At 48.2% G+C, this 12,677-nt stretch carries 15 protein-coding genes; 10 read left to right on the plus strand and 5 right to left on the minus strand.

Annotated features, from left to right (window positions below; translation table 11 throughout):
- Positions 1-48: 48 nt before the first annotated feature.
- Positions 49-975: a M23 family metallopeptidase gene (locus LDO05_RS13285; RefSeq protein ID WP_251375857.1), complete on the minus strand. Its 927-nt coding sequence runs from the start codon at positions 973-975 to the stop codon at positions 49-51.
- A 193-nt stretch (positions 976-1,168) separates the two neighbouring features.
- On the opposite strand from LDO05_RS13285, the gene LDO05_RS13290 reads away from it, so the two are divergent.
- The gene (locus LDO05_RS13290) at positions 1,169-1,933 is read left to right on the plus strand and encodes an SDR family oxidoreductase (protein ID WP_251375858.1); all 765 of its coding nucleotides are present in this window, start codon (positions 1,169-1,171) and stop codon (positions 1,931-1,933) included.
- Between the two features lie 80 nt (positions 1,934-2,013).
- Here the strand turns inward: LDO05_RS13290 and LDO05_RS13295 are convergent, their stop codons facing one another.
- On the minus strand, positions 2,014-2,547 hold the full coding sequence (locus LDO05_RS13295) for a GNAT family N-acetyltransferase (protein WP_251375859.1): 534 nt from the start codon (positions 2,545-2,547) through the stop codon (positions 2,014-2,016).
- A gap of 163 nt (positions 2,548-2,710) precedes the next feature.
- Between LDO05_RS13295 and LDO05_RS13300 the strand changes: the two genes are divergently transcribed.
- Together LDO05_RS13300 and paiA are read left to right on the plus strand one after the other, a co-directional pair.
- The gene (locus LDO05_RS13300; RefSeq protein ID WP_251375860.1) at positions 2,711-3,163 is read left to right on the plus strand and encodes a MarR family winged helix-turn-helix transcriptional regulator; all 453 of its coding nucleotides are present in this window, start codon (positions 2,711-2,713) and stop codon (positions 3,161-3,163) included.
- Positions 3,164-3,191: 28 nt separating this feature from the next.
- Complete coding sequence (gene paiA, locus LDO05_RS13305) at positions 3,192-3,710, plus strand: spermidine/spermine N(1)-acetyltransferase (RefSeq protein WP_251375861.1); 519 nt, start codon at positions 3,192-3,194, stop codon at positions 3,708-3,710.
- Here paiA and LDO05_RS13310 read toward each other — a convergent pair.
- Positions 3,687-5,030: an aminotransferase-like domain-containing protein gene (locus tag LDO05_RS13310; RefSeq protein ID WP_251375862.1), complete on the minus strand. Its 1,344-nt coding sequence runs from the start codon at positions 5,028-5,030 to the stop codon at positions 3,687-3,689. The genes paiA and LDO05_RS13310 overlap by 24 nt on opposite strands.
- A gap of 149 nt (positions 5,031-5,179) precedes the next feature.
- On the opposite strand from LDO05_RS13310, the gene LDO05_RS13315 reads away from it, so the two are divergent.
- The 7 genes from LDO05_RS13315 to LDO05_RS13345 all read left to right on the plus strand — a co-directional run bounded on the left by LDO05_RS13315 (position 5,180) and on the right by LDO05_RS13345 (position 10,427).
- Positions 5,180-6,103, plus strand: coding sequence for a DMT family transporter (locus tag LDO05_RS13315; protein WP_251378724.1), 924 nt, complete (start codon positions 5,180-5,182; stop codon positions 6,101-6,103).
- 95 nt (positions 6,104-6,198) lie between these two features.
- Entirely contained in the window at positions 6,199-7,428 is a 1,230-nt protein-coding gene (locus LDO05_RS13320) for a sensor histidine kinase (RefSeq protein ID WP_251375863.1), read from the plus strand.
- A complete protein-coding gene (locus LDO05_RS13325) occupies positions 7,425-8,090 on the plus strand; it encodes a response regulator (protein WP_346657582.1) in 666 nt (221 codons plus the stop codon). Before LDO05_RS13320 ends, LDO05_RS13325 begins: the two co-directional genes overlap by 4 nt.
- Positions 8,091-8,251: 161 nt before the next feature.
- Positions 8,252-8,662, plus strand: a complete 411-nt coding sequence (locus tag LDO05_RS13330; protein WP_251375864.1) for a DoxX family protein — start codon at positions 8,252-8,254, stop codon at positions 8,660-8,662.
- 353 nt (positions 8,663-9,015) lie between these two features.
- On the plus strand, positions 9,016-9,438 hold the full coding sequence (locus LDO05_RS13335) for a MarR family winged helix-turn-helix transcriptional regulator (RefSeq protein ID WP_251375865.1): 423 nt from the start codon (positions 9,016-9,018) through the stop codon (positions 9,436-9,438).
- Between the two features lie 26 nt (positions 9,439-9,464).
- Complete coding sequence (locus LDO05_RS13340; protein WP_251375866.1) at positions 9,465-10,103, plus strand: nitroreductase family protein; 639 nt, start codon at positions 9,465-9,467, stop codon at positions 10,101-10,103.
- 27 nt (positions 10,104-10,130) lie between these two features.
- Positions 10,131-10,427: a putative quinol monooxygenase gene (locus LDO05_RS13345; RefSeq protein WP_251375867.1), complete on the plus strand. Its 297-nt coding sequence runs from the start codon at positions 10,131-10,133 to the stop codon at positions 10,425-10,427.
- 110 nt (positions 10,428-10,537) lie between these two features.
- Here the strand turns inward: LDO05_RS13345 and LDO05_RS13350 are convergent, their stop codons facing one another.
- Together LDO05_RS13350 and LDO05_RS13355 are read right to left on the minus strand one after the other, a co-directional pair.
- Positions 10,538-11,527, minus strand: coding sequence for a quinone oxidoreductase family protein (locus LDO05_RS13350; protein WP_251375868.1), 990 nt, complete (start codon positions 11,525-11,527; stop codon positions 10,538-10,540).
- A gap of 93 nt (positions 11,528-11,620) precedes the next feature.
- A complete protein-coding gene (locus LDO05_RS13355; RefSeq protein WP_251375869.1) occupies positions 11,621-12,451 on the minus strand; it encodes a helix-turn-helix transcriptional regulator in 831 nt (276 codons plus the stop codon).
- Positions 12,452-12,677: the final 226 nt, after the last annotated feature.

Below are 12,677 nucleotides of genomic sequence, written 5' to 3' on the forward strand. Positions count from 1 at the left end.
AACCTTGTGGTCCGCACGGCTTTGTTCGGTCCAAGAATATAGCATGACTTATTTTGGGGAGGAGTCCAGTGGTTTCAGTACATCACCACTAAGAACTTCTTGACCCCCGATTACTTCCACGCCTCCCCTCGGCATCGAAGGACCCTCCACATCACGGAAGTATAATGGTAATCCTTCTGTCAGGAACATGCTCGACTTAGAAGGATCCTGCCTCTGATGATGCAGATGAAGATGCGGCTCACTGGAAGCGCCCGAGTTCCCAGCCTGGCCGAGGAAATCCCCCTCCTTTACACGCTGCCCCTCTTTTACTGCTAAGCTTCCCTGCTTGAAATGGGCCATGACCAGGTAGGTTCCTGTACTGTCTATCTTCAGATACACATAGTTACCCAGCATAGTCTGGTAGTCCTCTGTGCCTGGCTTCTGGTCCTCCTCCCCGTCATACGCTCCCACAATTGTACCCGACACAGGAGCGAGCACATCCGCTCCAAAGATTCCGTAATCCTCCAGCCGGTTGCTACCGGTCAGAGCAGGCTCCATCATAAAGTCATACGCCCAGCGCTCCATGGGCCATAGCGCGTGCCGATTATGCTTCAGATCATCTCCTCCCCATCCGGTAACTGCGGCTTCTCTGAACGGAAGCCTTACCGAGACAGCGGGCTTAGCAGAGGCCAAGTCCGCAGGATAGGCGGCCGGCCATATTCCTAACAGCACTCCTAACGGAGAAGCAGCGATAAGGGACAATACTAGAACAAGCGGCCATCCCCTCCCCACCCTGCGCTTTAACCAAATTCGTCTAATTAAGATAATTACAGATACAATCCCTATGGCTATGCCCACCACGCTGAAGCCGATCATCAACCACCAGGCTGCTGCCCCGATCAGCCCCCCGGCAACATATACCGCGCACCAGCCGCCCACAATCACGATTAACAGCAGCAAGGCCAGGACATGTCTTATCCCTATTCTCCTGTTCATTCTCTAAGATCTCCCCCTAGTCCAATAATTCGTAAGTCCATTATAGCTGGAAATTCTTACACCATAATAAGAGCTTTCTTACAATAATCTTAAACTTGGCATCAGCTTGATTTAACCTCGAATGAGAGAGCAACATTTCGAAATTCTCTCTGTGATAGAACTAGAGATGAGACTATGACAAGGAGATGAGTGTATGAACAAGTTACATGGTAAGACAGCGCTGGTCACAGGAGCCAGCCGCGGAATTGGCCGGTCTATTGCCCTGCGTCTAGCCCAGGAGGGAGCTTTGGTAGCTGTACATTATGCCAGGAACAAATCCGCTGCGGAGAATGTGGTTGAAGAAATCATTAATTTCGGAGGAATGGCCTTCGCAATCGGTCAAAAATTACACTCAAAAAGCAGTGTCGAGACTTTATTCAAATTGTTAGACGTAGAGCTCACTGAGCAGACCGGAGGACCGGGGTTCGATATTCTCGTGAACAACGCAGGAGTCGGCCTGGTTATACCGATTGAAGAATTGAGTGAGGAATCTTTTGAGGAGATTCTGGGCATCAATGTTAAGGTCCCACTATTTCTAACCCAGCAGGCACTGCCGCGTCTTCGGGATGGCGGACGAATCATCAATCTCTCATCCGTAGTGACCAGGGTGGCATACCCGGAAGTGCTCGGTTACAGCATGACCAAGGGCGCGATTAATACGTTCACTCTGGCTTTGGCCAAACACCTCGGACCACGAAATATTACAGTTAATGCTATTAAGCCTGGGATTACGAACACGGACATGAATGCCGGGACACTTCAAGATCCCGATGGCGAAAAGTTTGTCGCTGGCCTCTCCGCCTTCAACCGGGTAGGACAGCCCGAAGATATTGCGGACATCGCGGCTTTTCTGGCTTCCTCGGATAGCCGCTGGGTAACCGGTCAGCTCATTGATGCGTCGGGCGGCTCACACTTGTAAGCCTCTATTGTTCAGGAAGAGGTTGATCCATGTGGATCAACCTCTGTGTAATAGATGCTGAGCGGGCAGCCTTCAGTGAATCAGGGCTGATCAGGGCATCCTGCTCCAAGCGATAGTCCATTCATATTTTCTCTTAACTTTATCAGGTTGTACCAGCTTAAGCCCCCATGCTGTGATTCCGACAAGCCATGGTTAACAAATCCGGACTTCTCATAGAAAGGAATCAATTCTTCTGTACAGGTCAGAGTGATGCCTTCTCTTTCATTCTGCACTACAAGCTCTTCCATGGCCTCAATTAAAATCCTGGCTATTCCTTGACCCCGAGCCTGCGTGGACACGGCCAGTCCCAAGATGCTCTGATATCCCCCGTGCGCCGGGTTGGCTGTAATCTTCTTAAAGAGATCATCTGTTATATACGGCTGGGCAATGACCGGTCCGTTAATATAACCGAGAATCTTCCCGTCCTTAACCGCCACGATAAATGTATCCGCGATCAGCTTAATCCTCTCCATAAATGCTTCTTCAGTGGCTGCTTCCTCGCTCGTGAAGCTCTCGTTCTCAATGAATAACAATTGTTCTAAATCTGCGTCTTGAACTCTTCGCAAAGAAATCATTTGGTCTATTCGTCTCCATTTCAGAATTCGTGCGTAACCCCAATTATACCATTATGTAGCTTGGGGTTGATATTTTGTTGCATATGCAACAAAATAAAATTACATTAATTTAAAGTCATTTTATTGTATTTGCATCAAAAAGCTCACCCTAAGGAGTTCATTTATGAAGGAAATTCTGCGTGAAATCGGCATGATAGCAAGAGCCTTAGACTCGATAAGCAATATAGAATTCAAGGATTATGACCTCACCAAAGGGCAGTACTTATACCTTGTCCGCATATGTGAACACCCCGGAATCATACAGGAGAAGCTGGCTGAGATGATTAAGGTAGACCGGACAACAGCAGCACGTGCTATCAAGAAGCTTGAGATTAATGGCTTCATAGACAAGATGGAGGACCAACAGAACAAGAAGATCAAAAAGCTCTACCCAACCGAAAAAGGGAAGCAGGTGTATCCTCGTATAAAACAAGAAAATGACCATTCCAATATCGTTGCTCTGGAGGGTTTGTCCGAAGGAGAAGCCGAGACCCTGTTCCATCTTCTGCAAAGAGTCAGAAGCAATGTGGAACAAGACTGGGAATTTGTGAAAAAGGGTAACAAGCGAATTTACTAACCTGCATAAAGGAGCGACACCGATCTCAATGACGATAATCATAAAAAAATGTACTCTGGAAGATTCACACCTGCTTCAACAGATAAGTTATGAGACATTTAATGAGACCTTCGGGCACCAGAATTCACCCGAGAATATGAATACCTATCTGGAAAGGGCATTTAACCTGAAGCAAGTTGAGACAGAATTGTGCCATGTTTCTTCGCAATTCTATGTTGTCTATTGGAATGACGAAGCCGCCGGATATCTCAAGGTCAACATCAATGAGGCCCAATCGGAGAAAATGGGTGATGAATCGCTTGAGATCGAGAGAATTTATGTCAGAAGCAAATTCCAAAAGCATGGGCTTGGCACATATCTGATCAATAAAGCGCGCGATATGGCGATAGAGAATAATAAAAAGAAGATGTGGCTGGGCGTCTGGGAAAAAAATCAAAAAGCCATTGCTTTTTATAAGCGAATGGGATTTGTTCACGCTGGAGCCCACTCCTTCTATATGGGCGACGAAGAACAGACCGATTTATTAATGACCAGAACAATCGTGTAGTTCCTCTGCAATCACCCTGACTCCCTCGTCAATCTGCTCCAGCCGCGCCCTGGAGATGCTGATCCGGATGAACTTCTCCCGCTGCAGATAATCCGGTAAATAAAAACCTTTTCCAGATACAACGCTGACGTTCCGCTGCTCAAGCCGCTTCATCAGACGCTCGATGTTGATCTTCTGCGGAAGCTTGAACTGCACATATACACCGGAGCTTGCCTTCGAAATTTCTATCCATCCATCAGCGTTATACCGCTGTACAGACTCGTTCAGGGCATGAATCCGCGCAGCATATTGGCTGGATATCTTGATCTTATGCCGTTCATACATGCCATTCTTGATATATATTTCGAGTGCGGCCTGGGATAACAGCGAGGTATCTGCGTATCTCTTGCAGGCAAGGAACGTCTCCAGCAAAGGCTCGGGAAGCACGGCAGCACCAAGGCGCAGTCCCGGGAAAATGATCTTTGAGAAGCTCTTGAGATACACCACATGAGAAGTTCGATTATACGCGTAAATGGGATCAAATCCCCGGCTCTCACCGAGATCGGCCATGTAATCGTCCTCCACAATATACACATTGTACTTGCTGGCCAGTGCCGCAATCTTCTGTCTCTCTTCCACGCTATACGAGATACCCAGCGGATTATGGTACCTCGGCATGGTATAAAAGAATTTAATCCCCCCGTATTTGAACCTGTCCTCTAATTCCTGCAGATCAATCCCTGCCGTTGACCTGGCGATGCCCTGAACCGGGATACCCTCTGTCTCAAGATAACGCAAATAGAGATCGTAACTCGGCTGTTCAACCAGAATGGCCGACTTCCCGTTCGGGAATGGCATTTTCGCCAGAATCTCCAGCGCCTGCTGCACACCTGAAGTCACCACAATCCGCTCCGCATTCGCAAATACCTGATCGTTGGCTAAATGGGAAGCCAGTGTGTACCGGAGCTTCTCCAGTCCCTTGGAGTCCCCATAGGTGAACAGTTGGTGTCTGTATGTATCAATCGCCTTGTTCAAGCAATGCTGAAAGTCCAAATACGGAAAGACATGCGGATCTGGCGACGCGGAGGCAAAGTCGATTCGTGTATCCTCTTCCCATTCCGGCGGGTTCTGCGATTTGTGAACTACGTAGTAGCCGCTTTGCGCCATTGAGTATATGGCATGGCGCTGCTCCAATTCATGGTATGCCTTCAGAATTGTACTGATGCTGCATCCATAAATTCTCGCGGCACTCCGTACCGAAGGCAGCTTCTGGCCTGAAAGGTATTGCCCTTCATTAATCTTCCGTTCTATGTCAATAAGGACAGACGAGTATTTATTCATAGGCTTCCCCCTCTAACTTCTTAGCCATCATTATAAGGCACAATGCCACAGCTGTATCGGTACAGTATAAGAAATACAGCATTGTTCGGCTCAACTTTTCCCCTTAGCATTACTGTAAAAGTTAAATTATAAATAAGGGGGATACGGCTATCCATCGACCTGGACTTAAGCTTGCTTATACATCTGCTGTATTGAATGCTGCTATTATTGGACTATCTTTTTTATTTACCAAGATGGCCCTCGAGTTCGCCAACCCTGTTGACACGCTTACGTACCGTTTCGCGCTCTCCTTTGGCGTGATGTCCATCGCTGTGCTGCTTGGCAGGGTGAAGCTGAATTACCGCGGCCAACCATTATTCAAGGTGTTCCTTCTCGGAACCCTATACCCAATCGGTTTCTTTATACTTCAGTCTTTTGGACTGCAGCATGCCACGTCCTCCGAGGGAGGAATCATGTACGCCCTCTCTCCCGTCCTGACGATGATATTGGCTTTTGTATTTCTACAAGAAGCAACAACCCTATTGCAGAAGCTCTCGATTCTACTCTCCGTGGGCGGTGTTATATTGATTCTGATGATGAAAGGAAACGGCATTGATGTGTCGAACCTGACGGGGATCTCCCTCCTGTTCCTGTCCACTCTGGCTTTCGCCGGGTACAGCGTGCTGGCCCGGTCACTGCTGAAGACTTTTAGCCCCGCAGAGATCAGTTACTTATTGCTTGGAATTGGCTTCGTCACATTTCTTATAATCTCGTTCACCCAACACTGGATTACCGGAACGTTAAGCAGCCTAACCGCTCCTCTCGGCAGCCGTACTTTTATCGTGTCCATCCTTTATCTTGGTGTGATGTCCTCCCTGGTCACAGCGTTGACAGCGAACTATACCTTATCCAAAATTGAAGCTTCAACAACAAGCGTGTTCAGCAATCTTTCGACAGTTGTCTCTATTGCAGCCGGGGCACTGTTCCTGGGAGAAGAGATTAGGCTGTATCATATTATTGGCTCTATACTGATAATCACGGGGGTAATAGGAGCCAATCGTTTTGGCAGAACAAAAGCAAAGGTTCATATGTAACAATTCAAAATTATTGTCAAAGCCACGCTCCTTTATATACTATAATGGAAGATACAGTAAAGATTCACTAGTTGAGGCGGGGTGAGCCAAGCGGAATGATTGAGAATGCGGTCAGAACCAGAGATTACACGCTGTTGTGGAAAATTTTATTTAGTTCAAAGCTGCTTATTGACTTAACGTTGTCCGGCGTATTCTATTTCCAGACTTCGCTCACGGTTTTATGGAGACTAAGCTTTGTCATCATGTCAGTGGCGATTTTCCTGCTGATTAACTACTATTACCTTGGCAGGAGAGACCGGAAGAAGAAATGGCTTATTCATGTCCTTATCCTTGACTTCCTCCTATCCGCTTCCTATGGCTATGTCTATATCGCCGGCAATTTCCCCAATCATTTATTCATCGGGATTACAGCATTGGGGATCCTAATGCTGGTCAAGAACCTCCGTATGCAGATCGCTGCCTGCGTCCTGCTGTTGATTGTCTATTTAGCCGCGATGGGGAGTATTGATTGGTACTTATATCAGGAGCTTGATCTGGTTAGCTACTTTATCTCCTGTTCATTTATCATTTTCGCCGGAATTGTCAGCTCCCTAATTCAGGTATATCAGCGCTCCCGCCAGGAGACGATGCAGCTGTATACACAGCTGATGGAATCTCATGTACAGCTGCAGAACTATGCGCTCAAGGCCGAGGAGTGGGCTGCGGCAAGGGAACGAATCCGCATTGCCCGGGACATTCATGATACTGTAGGACATAAGCTGACCGCCCTGCTGGTTCAAATGCAAGCGGCCCGCAAGCTGAGCGTGGTGGATCCGGGACGCAGTGAACAGACCTATCTGGAATGTGAAGCTCTTGTCCGCTCGTCCCTGCAGGAGGTAAGGCTCTCTGTTCGGGCCATCCGGGATGAGCCGTTCAAGTCAGCTTCACTGAACGACAGCCTTAGAAAATTAGCTGAGGAATTCACCAGACTCGCCGAGGTGCAGACCGTCGTCGAAGTGTACGGGAATCCCAAGCCCATGCCCGCTGATCTCCAATTAACGGCCTATCGGATCACACAGGAGTCACTTACCAATGCTCAAAAGCACGGTCAGGCCAAACATGCGAAAATCTCGCTAACTTATGCTCCGACCGGACTGTCCTTATGTATATACAACGATGGAGAAATCCCCGCAGAACTCAAGCCCGGGTTCGGTCTTATCAATTTGCAGGAAAGAGTGAAGGAGTGTAACGGAGAAGTGCGTTTTAGTGTGGATGGCCATGAGGGCTTTGCTGTCGAGGTGCAGCTCCCTTATTCTCTAACAGAAATGGAGCGTGTGCTTAATTGAGAATTCTGATCGTGGATGATCAACGGCTTATGAGAGAAGGACTTGCGACGCTCATTGGTCTGGAACCGGACATCGAGGTGATTGGAACCGCTGTGGATGGAATCGATGCCTACACCAAAGCGCTCGAATGGCGGCCTGAAGTGGTGTTGATGGACATCCGGATGCCGGGTATGGATGGTGCCCAGGCCTCTGAGTTAATCCTTAAGCATTTACCGGAGACGAAGATCCTGATTCTGACCACCTTTGATGACGCAGAGTTGATCCTGCGGGTTCTCGGGACAGGCGTCCATGGATATCTGCTGAAGGATATGCCCTCTGAGGCAATCGTCAGCGCAGTCCATACCGTATATAATGGCGGAACCGTACTTCAGCCCGATATTACCACAACGCTCCTTAAGGAGCTCCGAAGCCTGTCGGATTCCAGTCAGCAGGCCCATTCTCTTAACCTGAATGAGCCTCAGGGGCTCCTGCTTCTAACAGAACGGGAGAGGGAAGTGCTCGCGGTGCTCGGCCAAGGATTGAACAACAAAGAGATTGCGGATCTGCTTCATATCACAGAAGGCACAGTGAAGAATCATGTCTCGAATCTTATATCCAAGCTAGGGCTGCGCGACCGGACACAAGCCGCCATATTCTCTGTCCGTCATCAATTGCAAGTCTGAATACCAAGGCATGACTTTTGGCATAGAGTATGCAAATCCGCATACTTTAGCGATCAAACGTTCTGCCTTTTTCGCTTGCAATTCATTACTTTCCACAGATTTGCTTGCACAGGGTTCCGATTACAATCAAAGTGTAAGAAATTTGAGGAGGAGTTATGAACATGAGAAAACTAAAAATAGCCTACTGGATCATCACCGTGTGTACCCTGATCGGATTCTTGCTCAGTGCCGTCAATGAGCTCATTAGATCCCCGGAGACTCTAATTTCGACAACAAAGCTGCTGGGTTATCCCGCCTACTTCCTGACTCTCTTGGGTGTAGCCAAAGTCATCGGTATTGTGGTCATGATTATTCCCAAATTCCCTAGGCTGAAGGAATGGGCATATGCCGGCTTCACGATTGATTGTATATCCGCATTCTGGTCTGAAATAGCTGTAGGCAATCCTAAAGGCAGTATTAAGTCCGTCGTTGTCTTATTCTTCGTACTGCTCTCCTATTATCTGTTCCGCAGAATACAAAAAGGGATGGAATTGCGACTGGTTCCTGAATCCAAGCGTGTTCACACGGCATAACAAGCAGGCATTCGCAAGCTAGCTATGATTGATATCTATAACGAATTGACCAAGAATCCTGTTGTGCTGATCAATTCAGCGCGGTAAATAAATAACGTCTCTGAGCTTGTCTTAAGCCCGGGGGCGTTATTTTTGTGCCCAACCATTTCCGTGCCCATTCATAAACCCGAATTTCTATAGATTGTTAGCCAGCTGGATATCCTATTCTTACACCTTGTTGCAAAATGAAAAAGGAAATGATATATTAGTTGAGCTATCAATCATTGATGCGTCAATCATTGAGGCATCCAGGATTTGATTAAGCAATGGCTGTCCCCATTGTTCATGTCCAGATTCACCCAGGAGGTCTAGTCATGACATGTATTCATTCCAAAGAAGAACAGATCATTAATCTGCTGAACGCACTTGGCAACAAAATCAGTCCCAAATTCGAACGCTGTACGGGAATCAGCTCCTCCCGCTTCGAGATTCTGCATCAGCTGGATCGGATTCCCGAGATTAACCAGTCTATGCTGCAGAAGGCCATTAATATTGATAGTGCCGCCATTACCCGCCATTTGAAGCAGCTTGAAGCCGATGGCTTGGTGAGCAGACGCAAGAATCCGGAAGATAACCGCGTTACATTTGTACAGCTTACAGATGAAGGCCGGAAGCATATTGAAGGCTACAAGGTTGAGAAGCTGAGCTTCATTCATCAGATATTTAAGGATTTCAGCGAGGATGAAATTGACTCGCTGGCGAGTCTGCTGGAACGCATGCAGAACAATTACTTTTGAACCCATAGATAGAGGAGAGAATCATCATGAGTACAGTCCACAGAACAAATGATTTCAACGAAATTACTTTTGGCCGCCGTTCGGTCAAAGCTTATGATCCGGAACTCAAGATCAGCCGCGAGGAAATGACCGAGATCCTGGCTGAAGCTTCCCGCGCCCCATCTTCAGTGAACATGCAGCCTTGGCGGTTCCTGGTTGTTGACAGCGCAGAAGGCAAAGAAAAACTGGCCCCGCTCGCCAAATTCAACCAGACCCAAGTATTAACCTCTTCCGCCGTGATTGCCGTGTTCATCGACATGAACAATGGTGAGTATATGGATGAAATCTTCGGGAAAGCCGTAGAACTGGGCTATATGCCGCAAGAAATCAAAGAAATGCAAATGAATGCCTTCAGACCTTACTATGAGACCATCTCCAGAGCCGATCTTCGTGATGTGAACCTGATTGACGCAGGACTAGTCTCCATGCAGCTGATGCTGGTGGCGCGTGCGCACGGTTATGACACGAACCCAATCGGAGGTTATGAGAAGGATCAGATTGCCGAGGCTTTCGGTATGGACAAAGAACGCTACCAGCCTGTTATGCTGATCTCGATCGGTAAGGCTGCCAAGGAAGGACATCCTTCCTACCGCCTGCCTGTAGAGACAATTACTACCTGGGCTTAAGTTCAGGGAAATGGGAGGCTATACAACATGATTATCATTCACGCACACATGCAGATCCAACCGCAACAGGAAGTCGTTTTTCTGGATGCTGCCAAACAACTGATCGCCGCAACACGTAATGAGGAAGGCAATATCAGCTATGACCTTGTGAGAAGCACAGAACGCGAGCATCACTATACGATGATTGAGCTGTGGCAGGATGAAGCCGCTACGGCTGCCCATAATACCAGTGCGCATTTCCAGACCTTTGTCCAGCAGGCTCCTGAATTCATGGCTGCACCGATGAAGGTGGATGTATTCGCGGGAGAGGCTGTTCAGCGTTAAGCTGCTCCCTTAATTGTATATTTGTCAGAATACAGAGAATCCATCTGAGCTCATAATGACTATGGCTTAGATGGATTTATTTGTTTTATAGCCGCCGTGTAGAACGAGGCTTATATTTTCAATACAAGCTTTCCGACTGTAGCTCCCTTTTCAAGTAGAGCAAGGGCTTCGGCCGCATCCTCCAGAGGGTACACGCCTTGAATCTGTGCATGAATTTCTTTTTTTGCCAGCATATTTAATGCTTCACGTGCTGCTGTCCCCGTCTCCACTGGGTTGCTGTCGCTGTATCCACCCAGGGTAAAGCCCGCGTACTGACGGTTGGAGAACCACATCTGATTGAAAGAATGCCCTACATCCTCTTCACCACTAGCATTTCCTACGACAACCATTTGTCCCAGAGGGCGAAGCACGTCTAGGCTTTGCTTACGCATATCTCCCCCAACTGGGTCAAAGACAGCATGAACACCCTTATGTCCGGTGGCCCGGAGGGTGTGCTCCACAAAGTCGGACCGGAGAAATAATTCGTCATATCCAAGGGATGCAGCGAGCTCTATCTTGCCGGGGCTGCCTACGGTTCCAAATACCTTCCCTGCCCCCAGGCGCTTCGCCATCTGGCCCAGGAAGCTGCCTAGTCCGCCTGCCGCTGCGTGAACAAGCACACTATCTCCCGCTCTTAATCTATGTACTTCTTGTATAGCCAGGTAAGCAGTTGTCACATTCACAATCGAGGCAGCTGCTGTAGCAAGGTCCACCTCGGCTTCCAACTGATCGAGAGGAACGGTTAGATCCGGCCGTACGTTCGCTATGGAGGCAAAGCCGCCCAGATGATGCAGGGTCATGGAGGCAACGGGCTGCCCAACATGGAAGCCCTTCACGCCCTCCCCGATCGCACGCACATATCCCGATACTTCCAAGCCCGGTGTGAGCGGCATAGGATAAGCGGCACTGAATTCGCCGCGACTTAGCAGCACTTCGAAATATCCCACACCTGCATAAGCAACGTCAATGGTAAGCATGCCCGGAGCCGGCTGCAAATCCGGCTTTGTCTGAAGCTTCAGGCTCCCCGGTCCTCCGGGATGATCTATCATAACAACTTTCATTTTGTAACCTCCTATATTTGATATAGGATTATTATATTGGGCCTGCAAGAGGGTAACCAGTTTGCAGTTATACAGGTATCCGTACTAACAGACTTATTTCCCGATATCCGCAAGTTTAAGTTCAGTACCGGTACCCGCTACGGGAGTAAATACACAGCAGTGCAGATTCGCATCATCGTTGATACTAGAGAATGTATTCAGTTGAAAAAACAGCCGTCCTGCGGCTGGATGGTCATACGTGTAATGTACGGATTTCTTCTGCCGTACCTCGTGAACACGCCATAACGCGAGAAACTCCTCGCTTTCCTGACCCATTTGTCTAACGAATTCCTCATTCCACGGATCATCCACTTGCTGGTCATAGGCCGAACGAAACACCCCTATTGCGTAATCTGCGAACTCCGCCCAATTCACCAGCTGCTTGCGCAGGCTCGAATTCGTGAACATCAGCCTTGTCATCACACGCTCCTCTTCCGGAATATTCTCGAAATCCACAATAATCTCACAGGCCATCCGGTTATAAGCCAGCACTTCGGTTCGGTGATTAGCGATGATCGCGGGATATTGAAGCTGATCGATAATGTTCTGGAGTTCCGGGCTCATTTCAGCTTGCGGGTATAGACTCCGGCTGGCGCCGTAATTGGCCAAACGCAGCAGATGAAGATGTTCCTCTGGAGATAATTGCAGGGCTCTTCCGACACTCTCAATCACTTCTCTTGAGACGGTGTTGACCCTGCCTTGTTCCAGCCAGGTATACCAGGTGATGCTTACCCCTGCAATATGGGCTACCTCTTCTCTGCGTAATCCCGGCGTTCTCCTTCTTCCCAGGCGTCCAACTGTCTCGATATGATCCGGTTTGATCCGCTCACGGCGGGATTTCAGGAAATCTCCAAGTATTTTCGTCTTATGCTTATCTGAAGACATTTCCACAGCCCCTTATTCACATATATAGCTCTTCCTATATTCCGGCAGCATACCTCTTGTTGGTTCAATGTATCCTTCACAAGCTGATAAACACTACGTTTAGTATACAAAATCCCCGACTCAAAAAGAATCCTATTCAGTGGGCAGTGCCATTACTGCCCCGGTTACAGGAGAATGACGGATAAAGGGTACCCGGCGACTTCACACTTTCCAGAGTGGAAGTAAT

Origin of the sequence: Paenibacillus sp. YPG26 (assembly GCF_023704175.1) — a bacterium.
GTDB lineage: Bacteria > Bacillota > Bacilli > Paenibacillales > Paenibacillaceae > Fontibacillus.